The organism is Corallococcus sp. AS-1-12 (genome assembly GCF_020036995.1).
Taxonomy (GTDB): Bacteria; Myxococcota; Myxococcia; order Myxococcales; family Myxococcaceae; genus Corallococcus.
Window position 1 is genome coordinate 248612 of record NZ_JAIQDD010000003.1, and the last position, 21274, is coordinate 269885.

The 21274-nt window shown below is 71.2% G+C and carries 13 protein-coding genes; 10 read left to right on the forward strand and 3 right to left on the reverse strand.

Annotated features, from left to right (window positions below; all coding sequences use genetic code 11):
* The first annotated feature begins 96 nt into the window (after positions 1-96).
* The 8 genes from K8556_RS05885 (at position 97) to K8556_RS05920 (ending at position 14882) form a co-directional block, all read left to right on the forward strand.
* Entirely contained in the window at positions 97-693 is a 597-nt protein-coding gene (locus K8556_RS05885; protein WP_223739021.1) for an ATP-binding protein, read from the forward strand.
* Complete coding sequence (locus K8556_RS05890; RefSeq protein WP_223739022.1) at positions 690-1526, forward strand: hypothetical protein; 837 nt, start codon at positions 690-692, stop codon at positions 1524-1526. Before K8556_RS05885 ends, K8556_RS05890 begins: the two co-directional genes overlap by 4 nt.
* A 179-nt stretch (positions 1527-1705) precedes the next feature.
* Positions 1706-6850: a non-ribosomal peptide synthetase gene (locus K8556_RS05895; RefSeq protein ID WP_223739023.1), complete on the forward strand. Its 5145-nt coding sequence runs from the start codon at positions 1706-1708 to the stop codon at positions 6848-6850.
* Entirely contained in the window at positions 6847-8361 is a 1515-nt protein-coding gene (locus tag K8556_RS05900; protein WP_223739024.1) for a condensation domain-containing protein, read from the forward strand. The genes K8556_RS05895 and K8556_RS05900 overlap by 4 nt, the downstream gene beginning before the upstream one ends.
* Entirely contained in the window at positions 8358-9557 is a 1200-nt protein-coding gene (locus K8556_RS05905) for a cytochrome P450 (RefSeq protein WP_223739025.1), read from the forward strand. The genes K8556_RS05900 and K8556_RS05905 overlap by 4 nt, the downstream gene beginning before the upstream one ends.
* A 66-nt stretch (positions 9558-9623) precedes the next feature.
* On the forward strand, positions 9624-10868 hold the full coding sequence (locus K8556_RS05910; RefSeq protein WP_223739026.1) for a hypothetical protein: 1245 nt from the start codon (positions 9624-9626) through the stop codon (positions 10866-10868).
* Between the two features lie 139 nt (positions 10869-11007).
* Positions 11008-12975, forward strand: coding sequence for a putative metal-binding motif-containing protein (locus K8556_RS05915; RefSeq protein WP_223739027.1), 1968 nt, complete (start codon positions 11008-11010; stop codon positions 12973-12975).
* A 113-nt stretch (positions 12976-13088) separates the two neighbouring features.
* Complete coding sequence (locus K8556_RS05920; protein ID WP_223739028.1) at positions 13089-14882, forward strand: hypothetical protein; 1794 nt, start codon at positions 13089-13091, stop codon at positions 14880-14882.
* Between the two features lie 567 nt (positions 14883-15449).
* On the opposite strand, the gene K8556_RS05925 is transcribed toward K8556_RS05920, so the two are convergent.
* Entirely contained in the window at positions 15450-16412 is a 963-nt protein-coding gene (locus K8556_RS05925) for a hypothetical protein (RefSeq protein WP_223739029.1), read from the reverse strand.
* A gap of 151 nt (positions 16413-16563) precedes the next feature.
* On the opposite strand from K8556_RS05925, the gene K8556_RS05930 reads away from it, so the two are divergent.
* Positions 16564-17694, forward strand: coding sequence for a hypothetical protein (locus K8556_RS05930; protein WP_223739030.1), 1131 nt, complete (start codon positions 16564-16566; stop codon positions 17692-17694).
* Positions 17691-17936, forward strand: a complete 246-nt coding sequence (locus K8556_RS05935; RefSeq protein ID WP_223739031.1) for a hypothetical protein — start codon at positions 17691-17693, stop codon at positions 17934-17936. The genes K8556_RS05930 and K8556_RS05935 overlap by 4 nt, the downstream gene beginning before the upstream one ends.
* An 8-nt stretch (positions 17937-17944) precedes the next feature.
* On the opposite strand, the gene K8556_RS05940 is transcribed toward K8556_RS05935, so the two are convergent.
* Complete coding sequence (locus tag K8556_RS05940; RefSeq protein ID WP_223739032.1) at positions 17945-19225, reverse strand: amidohydrolase family protein; 1281 nt, start codon at positions 19223-19225, stop codon at positions 17945-17947.
* A gap of 91 nt (positions 19226-19316) precedes the next feature.
* Positions 19317-21266, reverse strand: coding sequence for an FG-GAP-like repeat-containing protein (locus tag K8556_RS05945; protein ID WP_223739033.1), 1950 nt, complete (start codon positions 21264-21266; stop codon positions 19317-19319).
* Between the last annotated feature and the right edge of the window lie 8 nt (positions 21267-21274).

Here is a 21274-nt window from a genome sequence, read left to right on the forward strand (position 1 = left end):
GTGGCTTGAGCACGGCTTCCATCCGCTCCTCACCGCGGTTGAACGTGGTTTGTGCCATGCAAGCCCCGGATGAGCGTGGAGTGAGGCTAGGATGATGTGCCTGCCGCCGTGGGGAGGAGTCTGGAAATGTCCGGTTCCGTTGCCGTGCCGCCGCGCATCCTTCTCATCGGACTCTCTGGGGTGGGGAAGTCCACGCTTGCGCAGGCCCTGTGCTCCCGCTGGGAGCTGCCCCACGTCCACATCGACGGTTTCCGCCGCGAGTACGGTGACGGCACAGTCGCAGGGGATTACTTCGCCAGGGCCTGGTTCCTCCGCGCCTGCTCGCGCACGCCCCGGGGCATCTTCGAGTTCTCCGGCTCCGGCATCCACCGGGCCGCCGTCCGGCAGGCATTTCAGGAGAGCGCCATCCCGCTGCTCACCGTCTGGTTGGTCATACCGCATGCACGCAGGCACGAGCGGCTTGCCGCACGCCAAAAGCCGGACACTCCGTGGCCGGACTGGAACCTGGCGGTTTCCTCCAGCGTCATCGACGAGGACGGCCAGCGGGTCCTTGAGCAGGACCTGTCGCAGGGCTTCTGGGAGGGCCCGCCGGGCTGGCGTGCCGCGCGGCTGGAGGCAGTGGACCCATTTGAAATCCTGCACCAGCGCTTCATGGAGTTGGTGCAGGAGCCCACCTCCCGAGGCTGCCCATGACGGAGCTTCGTAAACAGCCGCCGGAGAGTGTGCTGCTCGTGACGCTGGACTCGCTTCGCTATGACACGGCCGTGCGGGCCACCTGTTCCTCGCTGTCTCGGCTGGGCTTGCCCATCCGGGCCATGGCACCGGCCCACTTCACGTTCGCCTCGCACGCGGCGATGTGGGTGGGCACCACGCCGGGCGTTCCGGGCCTGAAGCAGCCCTTCCTCGACCCGAAGTGGGGACGCCTCTTCCGGCTGGTGAATGGAAAGGTCCGCGCCACGCCCCGAGACGGTTTCCTGTTGCCGGGGCGCAGCATCATCGACGGGTTCGGCCAGCTCGGTTACCGCACGGTTGGCACGGGCGCTGTCGATTGGTTCGACCCCGGCACACCCACCGGGGCCTGGCTCTGCCAGGACTTCCAGCGCTTCTTCTACCCACGAAATCCCTCCGCGCTGGGCCGTCAGTTGGCGTGGCTGTCCAGGGAACTGACCACCGGCGAAGCTCCCACCTTCTGCTTTCTCAATGCCGGCGAGACGCATGTGCCCTACTGGCATGAAGGGGCCTCATGGAGCCTTGGGGACAACCCTTGCGTTCCCTATGGCCAGACCAACAACCGCGCGCTCTGCGAGTCACGACAGCGCTCCTGTCTGGAGTTCATCGACGCCCGGCTCGCGCCGCTGCTCGACGCCTTCAGCGAGGCGACCATCCTCGTCACGGCGGATCATGGGGACTGCTGGGGCGAGGACGGGCTGTGGGAGCACGGAACGTGGCACGCGAAGACAATGGAGGTTCCACTCTGGCTCCAGGTGCGCGGCCAGCGGGTCACGAGCCCTGGGGCTGCGCCCTGAACGCGGATTCCAGTCCGGCCTGGAGGCCTGCGCCGTAAGCCAAGGACGAAGGTGGCGCGTGAGACAGCCCGCGCTGCCAGGCCCACGGGGCTTGCTGGAGGAGAACGACGTGCTCTGACGCCGCGAGCCGATTACGAGGGCCCCGCGGCGTTTATTTTATTGTATCAGGAGCCCCTCGCTTGCCCTCCTCGCCCCCTTCCTCCCGCGTCACCGGAACCGAATACGAACGCCTGCTCGCCAGCCTGCGGCGCAAGAGCCCCTGGGCGCTGGAGGGCCGGAGCAGCGCGGTGGCTCGGGAGGCGCTGGGGGACGTCGCCGCGCGCGTCCCGGACTCCCGGGTCGACCACGGTCCATGGCGCTCGGTGGTGGACGTCATCGCGGAGCAATGCCGGCTGCACGCGGACCGCGTGGCGCTCTCGGACGGGACCCGTGAAACAACCTATTCGCGACTGGACGCGCGCACCCGCGCCCTGGCCTCGAACCTGCGGGCCCGGGGCATCGGGCGGGGGGACGTGGTCACGCTCGTGCTGGACCGGGGCCCCGCCTTCGTCGAGCTCGCACTCGCGGTGTGGAAGGTGGGCGCGGCCTACCTCCCGCTGTCGCCATCGCATCCGCGGGCCTGGCGGGAGGACATCGTTCGCAGGATCGGCGCGGCGCTCGTGGTCGGCGCCTCGCCGGACAGCGCGGTGCCGGCGATCCCCTTCCTGGAGGCGGGGGCCGAAGCGGACTCCGTCGCGTCGCGGGAGGACGACGCGGTGCTCGTTCCGGAGGACCTCGCGTACATCATCTGCACGTCCGGCTCGACGGGTGAGCCCAAGCTGGTGATGAGCGAGCATCGCGGGGTCTCCAACCTCCTGCATGCCCAGCGGGACCTCCTGGGCGCGCTGGGGCCGGAGACGCGCGCGCTCCAGTTCTTCCACCCGTCGTTCGACGCGTCCCTGTTCGACGTCCTGATGGCGCTGCCCAACGGCGGGCGGCTGGAGACCCTGGACGCGGCACAGCTCTCCGGCGAGCCGCTGGCCCAGGTGCTGGTGGCTCGCCGCATCACCCACGCGGTGCTGCCCGCGACGGTGCTGCGCACGCTGCGGCCGGGAGGCTTCCCCGACCTCCAGATGCTGATGAGCGTGGGGGACGTGTGCCTGCCGGAGACCGTCCGGCAGTGGGGCGCGCAGCACCGCTTCATCAACGGCTACGGCCCCACGGAGGTGACGGTGGCCAGCACGCTCCAGGCCGTGCGCTCCGTGGAAGGCGAGCGCGTGCCCATCGGCCGCCCCATCTCGAACTACCACGTGGTCCTGCTCGATGAGCACCTGCGCCCCGTCCCCGACGGAGCCCCGGGGGAGCTGTGCATCGGAGGCGCCGGGGTCGGGCGCGGTTACCTGGGCCTGCCGGGCCTCACCGCCGAGCGGTTCATTCCGGACGCGTTCAGCCCGCTGCCGGGAGGACGGCTGTACCGCAGTGGCGACCTGGGCCGCGGGTTGCCGGACGGCACGCTGGAGTTCCTGGGCCGCCGCGACGACCAGGTGAAGATCCGGGGCGCGCGCATCGAGCTGGGGCAGGTGGAGGCGGCCCTGGCCGCGCTGCCGGACGTGCGGGACGCGGTGGCGCTCGTCGACGGCACGGGGGAGCGGCTGCTGGGCTACGTGATGCCCGTCGCCGGCGCGGTGCTGTCGGGCGACGCGGTGCGCGCGGAGCTGCGCCACCGGCTGCCCGGCTATCTGGTGCCGGACGTCGTGGTGGTGGTGGACGCGTGGCCGCTGAACACGAGCGGCAAGGTGGACCGGGCCCGGCTGCCCCGTCCGCGGCGGAGGGAGCGGACCGGCTATCAGCCGCCGGAGTCCCCCGCCGAGGAGGCCCTGGCGGGCATCGCGGCGGCGCTGCTCGGGATGGAGCGGGTGGGGCGGCATGACGACCTGTTCGAGCTGGGCGGGCACTCGCTGTTCGCGACCCAGCTCGTCGCCCGGGTGCGCCGCGTCCTGGGCGCGCGGTTGGAGTTGAGCGCGGTGCTCCAGTCGCCCACGGTCGCCCAGCTCGCGTCCGGCTTGCAGCAGGGGCAGGGTGGGGTGGACCTGGGGCCTCGCGGAGGCCAGGCCGGTGCCGCCATCGCTCCGTCGTTTGGCCAGGAGCGCGTGTGGTTGATGCACAAGCTCAACCCGGACGCGCGGGCCTACCACACGCAAGCCGTCTTCCGGCTGGCGGGGGCCCTGGACCTCACCGCGCTGCACGCGAGCCTCACGGACATCGTCCGTCGCCACGACGTGATGCGCACCCGCTTCCCCGAGGTGGATGGGGAGCTGCTCTGCGAGCTGGAGCCGCCCTGGGCGGTGGAGGTGCCGCTCCAGGACCTCAGCGGCGTGGGCGAGGACGTGCTGGAGGCCCGGGTGGGCGAGGCGGTTCGCGAGGCGGTCCAGGCGCACTTCGCGCTGGCGGAGGGCAGGCCGTTCCGCTGGCGGCTCCTGAAGGTGGGCGAGGAGGAGCACCTCCTCGTGCACGTCGAGCACCACGTCGTGCATGACGGCTGGTCGTTCAACGTCTTCGTCCGCGAGCTGATCAACGGCTACACCGACCATGTCCGCCACGGAGAGGTGCGCCGCCCTCCGCTGGCCGTGCAGTACTACGACTACGCGCGCTGGCAGCGGGAGTGGGTGGGCACGGAGGCCGCGAACGCGCAGCGCCGCTTCTGGCGTCAGGCCCTGGAGGGCGCGCAGACGCAGCTCCAGCTCCCGCGTCGCGGGGTGTCCGGGCCCCGGCGCTTCCGCGGGGTGGCGCCCCGGATGGAGCTGGACGCGGAGCTCGCGCGCCGGTTGCAGGACCTGGCGGACCGCAACCACACGTCCCTCTTCACCACGCTCCTGGCGGCGTTCTTCGTCCTGTTGCACCGCTACACCGGCTCGCGGGACATCCTCGTGGGAACCGCCGTCGCGAACCGGCGCTGGCAGGACACGGAGAGCCTGCTGGGCATGTTCGTCAACACGGTGGTGCTGCGCGGCCGGCTGCACGAGGACCCGACCTTCACGGAGCTCCTGTCGCGGGTGCGGCGCAACACGCTGGAGGTCTTCGACCACCAGGAGCTGCCGTACGAGCACATCTTCGCGGAGTCACCCGCGCGGCATCAGGGCGGGCTCAACCCGTTGATCCAGACGATGTTCAACTTCCATGACTCGTCGGTGGGCTCGCTCGACGCGTCTCCGCTCGACGTCACCATCGTCGAGGGCCTGAGCAATGGCTCCGCCAAGTTCGAGCTGTCCGTCGTCGCGGTGCCCCTCTACGCCGAACCGGGACACATCAGCCGCTTCGCCGGGGACCTGGTGAGCATCCCCCGCTCCGGCGGCCCCGTGCGCTCCAGTCCCCGCGCCTCCCTGTCCGGCATCCTGCTCTCGTGGGAGTTCGACTCCGACTTCTTCGAGGACTTCTTCGTCACCGGCATGCTGTCCGCGTACCAGCACTTGCTGCGCTCCATCACCGCCGCGCCGGACACCCGCGTGTCCCGGCTGGCCTTGATGAACGAAGCGCGGCAGCGCGCGCTCGTCAGCGTGGGCGCCAGGACGGAGGCTCCCACGTATCAGGTGCATGAGCTGCTGGCCCACTGGACCCGGCTTTCGCCCGACGCTCCGGCGGTGAAGGCGGGTGCCTCCGTGCTGACATACGGAGCGCTGTGGCACCGGGCGGAGACCCTGGCGCACCACCTGCGAGCCCTGGGCGTCCGCCAGGGGGCGCTGGTGGCGGTGTGCCTCCACCGCTCGGCGGAGCTGGTCGTGGCCCAGTTGGGGAGCCTCCTGGCGGGGGCGGCCTTCCTCTCGCTGGATCCGAAGGCGCCACCGGCGTACCTGGAGTCGCTCGTCCGGGACGCCGGGGCCCACGCGCTGGTCACCACGGCGGCGCTGACGGACCGGCTCACGTGCCTGCCCACCGTCGTGCTGGACGACCTTCCCGCGAAGTCCGGTCCGCCGTTGCCCCCGGTGAGTCCATCGGACCTGGCCTACGTCCTCTACACCTCCGGCTCCACCGGCAAGCCCAAGGGCGTTCAAATCGAACACCGCTCGGTCGTGTCGCTCCTGCACCGGACGGCCCTGGCCGAGGACCTGGGACCGGGCAAGACGATGCTGGCGATGGCGTCGGTCTCCTTCGATGTCTCGGTGCTGGAGGTCTGGGGGGCGCTGTTGAACGGCGCCGCGGTCCACTTCCTGCCGCCGGTCTGGGACGTGCCGTCGCTGGTCCGGTGCCTCGTCGAGGAGCGCATCACGCATGCGGTGATTCCCCCCGTGGTGTTGCCCCGGCTGGCGGCGGAGGCCCCGGAGTCCTTCGCAGCCCTGGACCGGGTGATCGTGGGCGGAGAGGCCTTCCCCCCGGAGGCGTTCCGCACGCTCCAGCGCGCGGGCTTCACCAGGCTGACGAACGGCTACGGCCCCACGGAGGCCACCGTCATGGCCAGCGCCTACAAGCTCGACGAAGGGCATGATCCCGAGGCCTCGAACGTGCCCATCGGCCGGGCGCTGTTCAATGCCCACCTCGTCGTGCTCGACGCGCACGGGCAGGTGGCGCCGCCGGGCGCGGTGGGGGAGATCTGCATCGGCGGGGACGGTGTCGCGCGGGGGTACCGGGGCAGGCCCGAGCTCACCGCGGAGCAGTTCGTGCCGGATCCGCTCGCGGCGCATCCTGGCGGGCGGCTCTACCGCAGCGGAGACCTGGGCCGGTGGCTTCCGGGGGGCATCATCGAGTTCCTGGGCCGCCGTGATGAGCAGGTGAAGGTCCGGGGCTTCCGGGTGGAGCTGGCGGAGGTGCGCGCCGCCCTGGCCGGACATCCCGGCGTGGCGGACACCCTCGCGGTCATCGACTCGCGCGCGGAGGAGCCCCGCCTCGTGGGCTACGTGGTGGCCGAGCCGGGCGTCGCGGTGTCCGCCCGGGCCGTGCGCGAGGACCTGGCGCGCAGGCTGCCGGGACACCTCGTGCCCTCGGAGGTCGTGGTCCTGGAGGCGTGGCCGTTGACCCCGCACGGAAAGGTGGACCGCTCCCGGCTGCCCACCACGACCCAGCGGAGCCCGGAGGCGCCCTTCACGGCGCCCAGGACCGAGACCGAGGTCCGCATCGCGGCGGTGGTCTCGGAGCTGCTGGGCGTCACCCGGGTGGATGTCCACGAGAGCCTGCTCGCGCTGGGCATGCACTCCCTGCAGGCGATGCGGCTGGCCTCGCGGCTGGGGCGGATGATGGGGCGCGAGGTCGGGCTCGCGACCATCCTGATGGGGCCCACCGTCGCGCAACTGGCGGACGCGCTCACCGTGGCGCCGGCCGCCTCCACGTCCATCAAGCGATTGCCGCGCGCATGACGACCGCGTTCCCGATGTCCTTCGCCCAGCAGCGGCTGTGCTTCCTGCACCGGATGGACCCCACCGGCGCGGCCCACGCCACGGTCCGCTGCCACCGGGTGGCGGGGCCGCTGGACCTGCGCGCCCTGCGGGAGGCCCTGGACGTGCTGGAGGCCCGGCACGAACCGCTGCGGACCGTCTTCCCCCTGGGGACGCAGCAGCACCTCTCGCCCCAGGGGCAGGCCCATGTCCACGTCGTGGACGTGGCGACCGAAGCCGAGGCCCTACTCCACGCGCAAGCCGAGGCGGCGCGTCCGTTCGATGTGGAGCACGGGCCGCTGCTGCGGCTCACCGTGCTCCGGCTGGAGCCCGGGACGCACTTCCTGGTCTTCGCGCTGCACCTGCTCGCGGCGGACGGCGCGTCGCTTCAGGTCTTCTCCGAGGACCTGGCGCTGGCCTACCGCGCGGCGGTCCTGGGCGAACCCACGGGCCTGGCCGAGCTGCCCGTGCAGTACGTGGACTGGGCCGCGTGGCAGCACGAACAGCTCACCGCTTCACGGCGCGAGTCCCTGTCGCGCTGGTGGCGCGAGCGGCTGGCGGGCGTCCCCCTCATCCTCGACCTCGTCCCCCCGCGTCCCGCGCTGGGCCGGGGGCGCCGCGCGCATCGCGTGCTGCCCGCCGCCATTGCCCGGTCCGTGCACGCCCTCGCGAGCGCTGAACGTCAGACGGTGTTCACGGTGCTGGCCGCCGCGTGCGGGCTCGTGCTCGGTCAGCGCGCGGGACGTGAGCGGGTGTTGCTGGGGCTGGCCGTGGCCAACCGGGACCTGCCCGAGGTCGAGCGCGTGCTCGGCTTCTTCGTCAACACCGTCGCGCTGGAAGTGGACCTGCGCGGCGACCCCGACTTCCGCCAACTGCTCGCGAGGGTGGCCGCCTCCAGGGCGGACGCGTACGCACACAAGGACCTGCCCTTCGAGCAGCTCGTCGCGGACCTGTCGCCTCCCAGGGACCCCACGCGGTCTCCCGTGGTCCAGGTGAACTTCGCCCACCATCCGCCCCACACGGCGGGAGCGCTGGCCCTGCACGGCTGCGAGGTGACGGAGCTGTCGCTGGACCTCCCCTCCGCGAAGTTCGAGCTCACCCTGCGGGTCGAGGAGCGCTCCGATGGCCTGTTCACGGTGTGGGCCGAATTCGATGAGAGCCTCTTCGACCTCGCGTTCATCGAGGGGCTGCTGGCGGACTACGAGGAGGTCCTCCGGACCGTGAATCCCACCGCGCGCGCGACGAGCCTGCGCCCGCCCCCGAGCGCGACGCAGGCGCGGCTCGCCCGCATCTTCGCCGACGTGCTGAAGGTCGCTTCGGTCGACCCGTACGACGACTTCTTCCGGCTCGGCGGCCACTCCCTTCAGTTGATTGAAATCGCGGCCCGGGTCCGGAGCGAGCTGGGCCGGGACCTCGGAGTGCGCGAGCTGTACCAGCACCCCACCGTGGCGGGCGCCGCCGCCCTGCTGACACGACCAGGAGCCTCCCGATGAGCAATTCCTATCCATTCCCCAAGGACTGGCGGCATCCGCTGGAGCCCCCCGCTGAATACAAGCGGTTGAGACAGGAGGCCCCGGTGTGTCCGGTCCGGCTGTTCGACGGCAACACGGCGTGGCTGGTCAGCCGCTACCAGGACGTGCTCGCGGTCCTGAGCGATCCCCGGCTGGTCCTGGACTCCACGCTGCCGGGGTTCCCGCACATCTCCGCCTCCTCGGCGGCCCGGCAGGGGCGGCCCCTGCCGTTCTTCCTGCGCCCGGACGCGGAGTACCGGGCGCAGCGGGCCATGCTCGTGCAGGAGTTCCTGCCCCGGCGGATGGAGGCCCTGCGGCCGAGCATCCAGCGCACCGTGGATGAGGCGCTCGGCGCGATGCTGGCCGGCCCTCGGCCGGTGGACCTGATGGCCACGTTCGCGCTGCCCGTCGCCATTCGCGTCATCTGCGACCTGCTCGGGGTGCCGCATGACGGCGCGGACCGGCTGCACGTCCTCAGCCGGACCGTCGGCTCCCGGACCTCGTCGCGCGAGGAGGCGACGGCGGCCCTGGCCGGACTGGATGCCTTCTTCCTGGCGCTGGTGGAGGCGAACCTGCGGGAGCCCACGGACACGCTCATCGGTCGCGTCGTGGCCGAGCAGGTGGCGACGGGCAAGCTGAGCGCCCCGGATGCCGCCGCCTTGTTCCATGCGCTGTTCTACGCGGGCCACGGGCCGTCCGCGTACATGTTCGGCCTGGGCACGCTGGCGCTGCTGCTCGACCCGGGCGAGCTGGCGAAGTTCCGCGCGATGGAGGACCCCGCGGCCCTCACCGCGGCCGTCCAGGAGCTCCTGCGCTTCATCAACGTCTCGCACCTGGCCCGGCAGCGCGTCGCCACGGTGGACGTCACCCTTGGTGGCCAGCTCATCCGCGCCGGTGAGGGTATCCTCGCCCAGCCGGACTCCGCCAACCGCGACGAGACGGTCTTCGAGGAGCCGGACCGGCTGGACCTCCAACGCGAGGTGCACCGTCACTTCGCCTTCGGCCATGGCATCCACCTGTGCACGGGGCGGGCGCTGGCGCTCATCGAGTTCGAGGTGGTCTTCAAGACGCTCTTCCAGCGCATCCCCACGCTGCGGCTGGCCGTGTCACCGGAGGAGCTCCGCTTCAAGAAGGAAGAGAACCTGCTCGGTGTGCACGCGCTGCCCATCACCTGGTAGGCCTCCCATCCCCGGGCGGGAAGTGCGAGAGTCCTCCGCTCGACCACCGCACGAGGGGCGCGGGCCATGTGTACGTTCTGTGAGCTGGGAATCTGTAGCGACCCCGGGCATCGAAGCAAGTCGCTGGTGCGCGAGTGGGTGCGCGACACCTGCGTCTTCTGCTCGATGGGGATCTGCCTGACCCACGGCGCCTCGGGGCCGCCGGTCGAGGAGACGACCGTTCCGATCTTCGACTTCAAGCGGTCGCTGCGCTCCAACAACTCCTCCACGGCGCTGACGACGGTGTCGTCGACGCCGCTTCGAGGCATCCTGAGCGGCCTGGAGAACCGGACGTATTGGAACCCCAGCCAATCGGACGAAGCGCTGATCATCTCGCGGCTCCTCAACTCCCCCATGGGGACGAAGCACGCGATCCCCAAGAACATCCATCGCTTCTGGACGGGCGGACCGATGAGCCCGGCGGTCGTCGACGACCTGGTCTCCGACGGCGCACGGGCCAGGCGGGCGGGTTGGACCTGCTACCTGTGGTACTCCGCCGAGGTCGAGCGGGTGCTGGATGGGCATCTCGAAGGAGAGATGAAGAAGAGCGAGGGCATCTTCATCTTCTCGAAGCGGCCTCCGAAGCCCGTGGACAAGCGGCCGACGCGCGCCATCCAACGGCGCAGGTTGGAGCAGGCGGGCTTCCGGGTGCTCCCCATCGAGAAGCTGGATGACTCCAGCAACTGGCTCTCGAAGCTCGCGACCGTCGTCGGGGGCTCGGCGGTGTCGCGCAACTGGGATGAGGTCAAATACTTCTCCGACCTCGCGCGGCTGCTGTACCTCAACTTCGTGGGAGGCATCCACATGGATGTCGACATCTCCCTGGGGGACATGGACCTCACGCAGACGTACTTCCACAACGACCCGGACGGTGAGGTGCCGCTCATGGGCAGCCTGCTGCGCGACCAGTCCGACCCGATGATCCCGAAGCTCCGCTTCCTCAAGCGGATCCGCCGCCGGCCCCTGCTCACGAAGGAGGAGTACGACGGATACATGGAGGCGCTCTCCGCGCTGGTCGAAAAGGGGATGCTCGCCGCGGGCATGCTGAACGCGCTGATCGCGTCGCGCCCCAACACCACCCACCTCCAGGACACCCTCTCCGAGTTCCGCAAGGCCATCATCAAGAACAACGGCCTGATCAGCGGCATGGCGCTCTCCCGCGTCATGCTCTTCGGCAAGAGTGGGAAGGGGGATGTCGACCAGGCCCTGAAGTGGACCGTCCCGCCCTACCTCGTTCGCCTCGACCCCGACACCGACGAGAGCAACCTCTGAGGCGGTGAAGCGCCCTCGGTCACCCCGCCGGAGCCGCAGCCTGCCTGCATGCCCCTGACACACGTCGGGGTGCGTGTAGGCATGTTTTCTCTCCGATGCGCCTTGCCCGGTTCCGGGGCGCGCCCGAAAATGCCGGTCCATGCGTCTACTCCTGATGACAGTGCTGTGTGCCTCCGTGTTGGCGGGGTGCAAGAAGGACGACTCGAAGGCCGGAGCGCTGAAAGTCACCCTCAGCTACAGCGGCTTCACGCGCGGCTGCTTCACGGTGACCGCCACGGACGTGGAGAACGCGGGGAACACGAAGAGCGTCGACGTGGAGCTCCCCAGCAAGACGCCGGGAACCGCGTCGGTGGCGGTGTTCCGGCAGAAGGACTGGGGCCGCGTGCTGAGCGTGACGACGCAGCTCCGGGAGCTCGGCTGTTCGGGCACCGCGGTGGGCGAGCCGCAGGTGATGAGGGCGGAGGTCCCCGAGGAGGGCACGCTGGATGTGGCCTTCAACGTGAGGGCCCTCGATGATGACGGCGACGGCTACTTCAGCAGCGCCGACGCGGAGGGTGTCGTCAGCGGCTCCGATTGCAACGACGCGGACAGCGCCGTGCACCCCAGCGCCCCCGAGGTGTGCAACGGGAAGGATGACAACTGCACCCTCGGGGAGTCGGACGCGACGGACAAGAAGGTCTGGTACACGGACGCGGACAACGACGGTTACGGCAGCACCCGGGTGGAGAACTGCGTCCAGCCCGCGGGCACCGTGGCTGTTGGCGGAGATTGCAACGACGGCAACGGGCAGATCCGGCCGGATCGCACGGAGTTCCTCTGCGATGGCATGGATGACAACTGCAATGGCATGAACGACGAGGACTTCGGCGTCGGCGCTGATTGCAAGGATGAGCTCAAGTGCGCGGGCAAGACCGCGTGTGCCTCCACCCCGAGCCAGACGGCCTGCGCGCGACTCGCGACCGCGAATCCGGTGGCCTGGTTCGTGGACGGCGACGGCGACGGTTCCAAGGGCCAGGACGCGGGACTGGGCTGCGAGTCGCCCGTGGACGGCGGTGTTGCCCAGTCCGAGGACTGCGATGAGAGCTCCATCTACGTCCGCAATGGACTGCCGGAGGCCTGCGACCGGCTGGACAACAACTGCGCTGGCGGGGTGGACGAGGAGTGCACCCTCCCTGATTGGACCACCGATGCAGGGGTCCTCGGAGCCGGGGACTCGCTGAAGGCCATTGCCCTTTACGAAGACGGGCAGAAGGCCTGGATCGCGGGCCCGAACAAGCTGGCGCATCTGGACGGTACAATCCCTGGCGCCAACGAGTTCACGGATGGTTCCTGTCGGAAGTCCTGGAATGCAGCCTGGGTCTCCCCGGGTGGCCGGGTCTTCGTCGTCGGAGAGGATGGCTGGGTGTCGACTCGAACGTTGGCCGACGTCGGGAACACGTGTTTCACACTTCAGGTGGCGACCGACAAGAACAACACGGACTTCAATGGCGTCTTTGGAATTGACGATCCCATGGCCGGTGCCACGGTCTACGCGGTCGCGAGCAACGGCAAGATCTACCGCTGGTCTCCTGCCTACGATGCACCCAACGCTCTGGCTGAGGTCACGGACGTCCCCTCGAACCTGCGTGCGATTGGTGGCTTGAAGACGGTGGATTCGCTCGTGGCGGTCGGTGTTTCGGACACGGACGGCAAGGCGCGGGCCTATCGCACCAATTCGGCAGGAACCACGTGGACGGAGGAGTCTCTCAATGCTCCGGACGCAGAATACGTGCGCGCGGTGCATGTCCTGAACGGACAATACACATACGTCGCGGGCGACAAGGGTCGCCTCTTCGGCTGGATCGGCGGAACAGGCTGGCAGTCCCTGCCGTCCATCCCTGTTCCCAACGGCCAGACGAATCCCCCGGACATCCTGGACGTGCTCGCCTTCAGCAAGAACGGCATCTATGCGGTGACGTCCGCGAATACGATCGAGTTCTTCAATGGCAGCGCCTGGAGCACCGTGCACACGGCGGCAAAGACGCTCCGGTCGCTGGACGGCCCCAGGCCTACCCGGTTCGCCGCGGCAGGCGACGGCAGCACCGTTGTGAACTTCACGGCTCCCTAGCCGCCGCCTCCCTGAGCCATCCAAAACCGGCTGGAATTGCGCGTCGATTCCATTGACGCGCGATTCCCCGGGCCCTGGTCCTGGGCCACTCCAGCACAGGCAGGGCGATGCTCATGGCGCACCCCTCGGAGGTCTCCTCCTCGCCGGCTCACGTCCCCTGGCGGGACGCCGGTCCTCCGGCGGCCGGCGTCGTGCTCTGGGTGGGCGTGCTGTTCGCGGCCTTCCATCCGGGGCTGATGTCGGTCGACACGCTCGACCAGTACGCGCAGGGGCTCCGCGGCACCTTCAATGACGTCCACCCGCCCCTGGGCTCGTGGCTGCTGGGCCTCAGCGGGAGGTGGGTGGGCTCTCCGTCGCTGGTCCTCCTGGGCCAGCTCCTCCTGCTGGCGGGGAGCATGGCGCTGCTGGTGCGCTCTCCCGATGGGCGCACGGGACGCAAGGGCCTGTTCGTCCTCGGGGCCTTCCTGCTCGTGCCCACGGTCTGGGCGCTCGCGGTCACCCTCTGGAAGGACGTGATGTCCGCCGCGGTGCTGCTCGGCGCGGTGGCCGCGCTCAGGTATCGCCGTCCGCTCTGGGCGCTGGTGCTGATGGTGGCGGGCACGGCGTTGCGGCACAACGCGCTCGTCGCGGCCCTGCCCCTGGCGGTTCCCGTGATGGCCCAGGTGGCGCGCCCGACGTGGCGCTGGCCCGCGCGGGCCCTGGTGCTCGCGGGGCTCGTGGCCGGACTGGCCCTCACGCCCTCGCTGATCAACCGCGCGCTGGGCGCCAGCAGGGCCTGGGCCGCGGGCCAGCTCTTCGTCTTCGACCTCGCGGGCATCTACGCGGCGCACCCCGAGCTGTTCCCGGCCTCCTCCCTGGCGCAGGACCTCTCCGCCGCGGAGCTGGCGCGCGGCTATTCGCCCTTCCACGTCGGGTTCCTCCTCGCGGGCGCGCCGGACGCGCGGCCCATCCATCTGGAGAGCCTGCCCGGCCGGCGCGACGTGCTGGTGCGCGAATGGGCCCGCGTCGTCCACGCCTGGCCCGCCGCGTACGCGCACCACCGCTGGGAGACCTTCCGGCGCCTCCTCGGAGCCTTCGACGGGCCGGTGTTCTTCCCCTTCCAGGGACGGATCGACCCCAATCCCTGGGGATTCCGCCTGCCGGAGCAGGGCGGGCTGCACCGGTGGTTCCGGGGGGCCGCGGACCTCGTGCGCGACTCCCTGCTGTTCCGGGGCTGGGCCTGGCTGGGAGCGCTCACCGTGCTGGCCCTGCTCTCGCTGCGCGACGTGAGGCGCCGGCCGCTTGCGTTCTTCACCGCGCTGTCAGGCCTGGGCTACGGGCTGAGCTACCTGGTCATCAGCATCGGCTGCGACTTCCGCTTCCTCTACTGGTCGGTCATCGCCACCTTCGCCACGCTGGCCCTGCGGGTGGCAGGCGAGACCCCCGCGCCCGGAGCGTCAGGTCCTCCTTCGCCAGAGCCGCAGCGTGGCGAGGAGCCCCAGCAGCGTCAGGCCCCCGCCTGCCTGGGTGCAGCCGCTCTTGGAAGGGCCTTGGATGGGCTCCTCGTCCCCGGGGTCTCCGACAGCTCCGGTGCCTCCGTCGGCGCAGCCCGCGGACATGCAGGGCCTGGGACAGGAGAGCTCGAAGTCCACGCTCAGCGGCGGCAGCGTGATGTCCGCGTGCTCCAGCGTCCCCCGGAGCGTGGCCTGATGACGTCCGGGCGTGACGCCCAGCCCGGGCGGGGGCGGGTCGTACGTCGTGCAGACCGTGTAGAGGAAGAGCAGCCGCCGGATGTACTCGTACTTGTGGCTGTCCGCGTTGTCCTCGCCCGTCGCGGTCAACCCGTGGTGGTTGGAGAACGACCAGGGCTGCCCGTCCACCTCCACCGTCCAGTGCACCCAGGGCAGGAACGGCACCAGCTCTGGTGACGGGGTGAAGCGCAGCGTGGTGGCGTCGCCCTCCTGCGGGCTGCCGCAGTTCGAGTCCCCGTACACCGGGAACACCCCCCGGCTCGGCGTGTCCACGCTCAGCGTGCCCAGGGTCGTGGGCAGGGGCAGCTCCGGGCCCGCGGTGAAGGTCGCGGACTGCGTCCGCGTCTCCTGGAACTGGCAGAGGCCCTTCGCCTCGATGCGGTACTGCGTGCCCGGCACGAGCGGCGCCTTCGGCACCACGACCTGCGTCCGGCGAGCGCCATCCTCCAGCGTGAAGGGCACCGGCGTGCCATCCGACTGGAGCAGCCGGAGCGTGGAGACGTCCGTGTTCTCCAGGAGCGGCGGCACCACCACCAGGCCGGGGACGTTCGCGGGGACCGCTCCGCCGTCCTCGGGGAGCGGGAAGCGGACGTCGACGAGGCAGTTGGGCGCGGCGCACGCCTCCGCGGAGGGTGGCGCGAGCGCCCCCAGCCCCAGGAGGAACATGCCCACCGCGCCCCATGTCCAAGCGTGTCCGTGCATTTGCTTCATCAGACACGGGAGCCCGGGAGGTTGGGACATCCCTCAGGGACGGTTCGTGCGCGGCCCGCGTCGCCAGAGCCGGAGCGTGGCCAGGAGCCCGAACGCCGCGAGGCCTCCGCCCGCCTGGGAGCACCCCTCGCTCCGGGGCGCCTGGGGCTCGGGCTCATTCTCGGGGCACGTCAGCTCGAAGGAGACCTCCAGGGGCGGGAGCGGCGTGCCGGACTGTTCGAGCACCGGACGCAGCGTGGCCACGTGCGTCCCGGGAGCGAGCCCCGGGTCCGTGGGGGGCGGCTGCTGCCGGGAGAACTCGCAGACCGAGTACACGGTGAGCAGCGCATGCGGGTACTGGAGCCGGTCCAGGAAGAGGAGGGTGCCCGCCGGCCCCACCGCGCCGTGCGGTGCGGAGGCCCACGGCTGCCCATCCACCTCCAGCGCCCAGTGCACCCACGGCAGGAAGGGCACCAGCTCCGGCGAGGGCGTGAAGCCCAGCGTCACCTGGCTGCCCTCCACCTCCGTCGAACAGGAAGCGCCGCCAAAGACCTGGAAGGGGCCATGCTGCTCGGGAGCGGCTCGCAGGGTCCCCGAGGCCGCTGGAAGCGCGACCGCCGGGCCCGCGGTGAACGTCGCCGACACCGTGTCCCATTCCTCCGGGTAGCCCGCGCACGGGCTGTGGCCCTCCAGGCGATAGCGGGTTCCCGGCGTGAGCGGGGTGGCCGGAACGAGGACCGCGCTCCCGTGCCGGCCCTGCAGGAGGCTCGCCTCCACGTCGGCGCCGTCCTCCGTGCGCAGGCGCAGGCTTTCGGAATCGAACAGGGGCCAGCCCATCGGCAGCATCACCAGGGCCGGCACGTTCGCGGGCACGACCGGGTCCTCCGGCAGCGGGACACGGATCATCCGCGGGTCACAGGCGACGCCACTGCAGGCCTCCGCCGAAGGAGGCTTCGCCAGGCCCAGCCCTCCCAGGAACACTCCCACCGTCAGCGCGGTCCATCCGGGTGTCTTCATGGCCCTTGGGACACGCGAGCCCGGCGGGTTGGGACATGACGTTCAAGGGATGCGCCGGTTCGGGCGGGACCGCGACCGTTCAGCGAGCGGGCCCGACCGTCCGGCCCGAGAGGCCACGCTTCAGCCCTGCCAGCGGCCGAGACTGGCGGGCATGCGACGCAAACTCGTGCTGCTGGTGCTGGCCGTGGCGGTGTGGCTGCCGGCGCTCCAGCTCTTGTTCCGGCCCCGCGACCGGGGAGCGCTGACGGCGGCGCTGGCCCTCCGTCAACGCGCGTTCTCGCTCCAGGAATCGAGCGCGGAGCGCGACGTGCTCCACCGCACGAACCCGGAGTGGGACCTGATGGTGCGCACCTTCTCCGTGCTGTCGTTCGCCAACCTCGCGCTGTCGGAGCCCGCGCGGAAGGCGGAGCACCTGGCCGTGGTGGACGTGCTCATCGCCCGGACGCTGCGAGACGAGCGACGGGCGCATGAGGCCTTCTTCCTTCCCTACGTGCACGCGGGCCCCTTCAAGGATCCGGCCGGGCGCAGCCTCTTCGTGGACGGCGAGCTGGCGCTGATGCTCGCCGCGCGCCAGAGCGTGGAGGAGCGCGCGGACTATTCGCCGCTCCTGCGCGAGCGCGTGGACCTCATCGCCGGACAGTTGGAGCGCGCGCCGGTGCTCGCCGCGGAGAGCTACCCGGATGAGGGCTGGACCTTCTGCAACACGGTGGCGCTCGCGGCGCTGCGCCTGTCGGACCGCGTGGACGGGCGGGACCATGGCGCGCTCCTGCGCCGGTGGGTGGCCTCCGCGCGGGAGCACCTGTCCGACCGCCGGACCGGTCTGCTCGTGTCGAGCTTCACCTACGACGGCGTGACGAAGGACGGGCCGGAGGGCTCCACGCTGTGGCTCGCGGCGCACATGCTCCAGGTGGTGGACGCGGATTTCGCGCGCGACCAGTACCAGCGGGCCCGCGCCGCGCTCTTGGGGCAGGCGCTGGGCTTCGCGTGGGCGGGGGAGTGGCCAGGGGAGGCGGAGGCGGTGCAGGACATCGACTCCGGTCCCACGATTCCGTGGGTGAACGCGAACGCGGGCTCCAGCGGGCTCGCGCTCGTGGGCGCGGCGGCGTTCGACGACGAGGAGGCATTGGACGGGCTGCTCACCAGCCTCCACTTCGCGGCGTTCCCGGTGCACGACGGCACCGGCTTGCGCTTCGCGGCGGGCAATCCGCTCGCGGACGCGGTGCTGCTGTACGCGCTCGTCGAAGGACCCCTCTGGCGCCTCACCCAGGAGGCGCACCGATGATGCGACACCCGTTCGTGCTCGTCGCGCTGGGCCTTGGCGCGCTCTTCCTGGCGCTGCACCTGGGCGGAGGCATCGAGTCCGTGGGCGTGCTGTCCGGGACTGTCGTGGGCGGTCCCTGGCGCATGGGCTTCGGGGTCCTCTACGCGCTGTCCTGGTTCGGCGCGGTGCTGGCCGCGCCGGTGCTGCTGCTGGCGGGGCTCGCGGACGCCCTGCTCGGCCGGGTCCGCCGTGAGAGGCCTTGAGCGCCGCTTCAGCGCCGGTACAGCGTGCCGCCCTTCATCACCAGCCGCACCTGGCGCACGGCGCGGATGTCCTGCGTGGGGTCGCCCTCCACGGCCACGAGGTCCGCGAGGAGCCCGGCCTTCACCTGTCCGACGCGGTCCTCCCAGTGCAGCATCCGCGCGTTGCCGGAGGTGGCGGCCTGGAGCGCCTGCGCGGGCGTCACGCCGCTGGCCACCAGCAGCTCCAGCTCGCGCGCGTTCTCCCCGTGCGGGAAGACGCCCGAGTCCCCACCCACGCACAGGGGCACGCCCGCGGCCAGCGCGGCCTTGAGGCCCTCTCGCTTCTTCTTCGCGGACTCGGGCTCCGGGTCCACGCCGCGCTTCCAGCCCCGGTACTGGAGCATGGCGTCGCCCGCCGCGAGCGTGGGGCACAGGAACACGCCCCGCTGGGCCATCAGCTTCCAGACCTCCGGCGTGCCGGCGTCGCCGTGCTCGATGCTCTCCGCGCCCGCGAGCACCGCGCGCTTCATGCCCTCCGGCGTGCTGGCGTGCACGGCCACCGGGCGCCCGCCGCTCCTGGCCGTCTCCACGATGAGGCGCAGCTCCTCCAGGGAGAAGGTGGGGAGCGCCTCGCCGCGAGGGCCCCAGCGGTAGTCGCCGTAGACCTTGATCCACTCCGCGCCGCGCCCCATCTGCCCGCGCACCGCGCGCGTGAGGCCGTCCACGCCGTCCGCCTCCTCCGCGCCCTGGGGCACCGTCCATTCGGACGCGAAGCCCTTGGGGCCGTAGCTGCCGGTGGCCACCAGCGCGCGCGTGGTGACGACCATGCGCGGGCCCGGGATGATGCCCTGGTCGATGGCCTGCTTGAGGCCCACGTCCGCGTCCGCCGCGCCCTCCGTGCCCAGGTCGCGCGTGGTGGTGAAGCCCGCCATCAGCGCCGCCCTGGCGTGGTTCGTGGCCCGCGCCACGCGCAGCGCCAGGGACTCCTTGAGCACCTGGTCGTTCCAGGGCGCCTCGTTGTACGGGTGCAGGAACAGGTGCGAGTGGCCCTCGATGAGCCCGGGCAGCAGCGTCGCGCCGGGCAGGTCGATGACCTCCGCGCCCTCCGGCGCCTTCACGCCCTGCGCGGGCCCCGCGGCGGCGATGCGCTCTCCGGTGACGACCACCACCCAGCCCGTGTGGGGCTTCGCGGTGGCGCCGTCGAAGACGCGCGCGGGGCGCAGCACGTAGGAGCGGGCGGGGGCCTGGGCCCGCGCGGACGCGGAGCCGAGGACCCCGGACAGGACGGTGGCGATGAGCAGGGCGCGCATGTGGAGGCGCAGTCTGCGCGCGTCGCACCGTCCGGGGCCATGGGTTCGTGGGGCAGGGCCCCCGGAGTGCCCTGCTTCGTGCACGAGGGCGCTACGGCGCCAGCGCGCGGAACACCTTCGTGTCGCCGTCGTAGTTGTTGGGGTTCCAGTACACCTTGTCCGCGCCATCCCGGCCGTCGATGTCCGCGAAGAAGAAGCCGGTGTTCTCCGAGTTGCTGTAGCCCGTGTTGTCCATCACCGGGCTGCCCGCGAAGTTGGTGCCGGTGCTCGGGTAGATCTGCATCCGGCCCTCGCGGAAGCCCGGCCGCCAGAAGACCTTGTCCGCCTTGCCGTCGCCGTCCACGTCCGCGAAGTAGAAGCGGGACGTGTCCACGCCGCTGGTGCCTGACTCGTGCAGGAAGAACAGCGCGAACGCGCCCGCGCCGGTGGAGCGGTATACGCGCGTGCGGCCCCCCTCCTGGCCCGGGTTCCAGAGGATGCGGTCCGCCTTGCCGTCGCCGTCCACGTCCGCGAAGAACACGCGCGTGCCGGCGCTCGTGTTCGCCCCCGTCGTGCTCGTCACCGCCGCGCCGAAGGACACCGTGCCGTTGCACTTCGACACGAAGGCGTCGAAGGCGCCGGACTTCTGCGTGGGGTTCCAGCGCACCAGGTCCGCGCACCCGTCACCGGTGATGTCCGCGAAGAAGAAGCGCGTCGCGTCGCTGGTGCTCGCCGCCTGGGTGACGGCCACGCGGTCGCCGAAGGTGCCGTCGCACTTCGCGGGGTAGACGCGCACCTCGCCGTCCCCCAGGTTGGGACGCCAGAGGACCTTGTCCGCGCAGCCGTCGCCGGTGACGTCCGCGAAGAAGAAGCGCGTGGTGGCGACACCGCTCGTCGCGCCCGTGTTCTTCACCGCCGTGGCGAAGCCGCCGTCGCACCTCGACTTCGCCACCCACGTCTCGCCCTCGCCCACCGCGTAGTTCCAGGTGATGCGGTCCGCGCAGCCGTCGCCGGTGACGTCCGCGAAGAAGAGCTGCGTGCTGGTGGACGTGCCGTTGGGCGTCGGCGAAAGCGTGGAGCCCGCGGAGAAGACGGCCGGGCGAAGGGTGGCGAGCACCGGGTAGTGGTCCGACGGCGTGAGGCCGCCGCTCTCCGTCCGGTCGATGGCGGGCGCGGACGAGGTGAGCGCGCCCCCGTTGTGGAAGATGTAGTCCAGCCGCTGGTACTTCGTGGACGTGGAGCCGCTCCACGCGTTGTTGAACGTGGCGTCGTCCACGCCCGTCACGCCGTCGAAGCGCGCGGTGCGGAACAGCCGGGCCCCGCCCTCCAGGTCCGCGATGGTCGTCTCCCCCGGCGTGGACAGGCCCTGCGCGTCGGAGTTGAAGTCCCCCATGGCGACGACCGGCAGGCCCCCGGGCTTCGTGGCCAGGAAGGACGCCATCTGCTCCGCTTCCTTGAGCCGCCCCAGGGAACACGCCGCCGCGTAGGCGAAGTGCGTGTTGGCCACGAAGTACACCTGTCCGGACGTCAGGTCGCGCAGGCCCACCCAGGCGAGCTTCTTCCCCTCCGCGTGGCTGAAGCACGGGTCGCTGGAGGCGTAGGGGTTCACGAGCGCCTCGTTGCCCTGGCCCACCTCCGGGGCCAGCTCGAAGCGGCTCTTCTTGAAGAAGATGAGCTTCGGGCTGCCGCCGCCCGGGTTGAAGACACCGTAGGGCTTGTCCGTGCCCGTCAGCCCCGCGATGAGGTCCGCGGGGATGCTGGGGCCGCCCGAGGGCGCCTGGGCCTCCTGCACGCCGACGATGTCCGCGTTGTTCGCGAGGATGCGCTCGATGACCGCCGCCTTGCGGTTGGGCCACGCGCGCACCCCCGTGTCCAGCGGACCGCGCACGTTGTACGTCATCACCCGGAACGCCTTGTGGCCCGTCGCGGCCAGCGGCCGAGGCTGCGCGGACAGCGCGTCAGCGGAGGGCGGCGCGCCCGCTTCCGGCCCGCAGGCCAGCAGCGGAGTGAACACCGAGAGCAGCGCGGCGGCGCGCACGAGACGGGGACGGAGGCATCGCATGGTTGCGA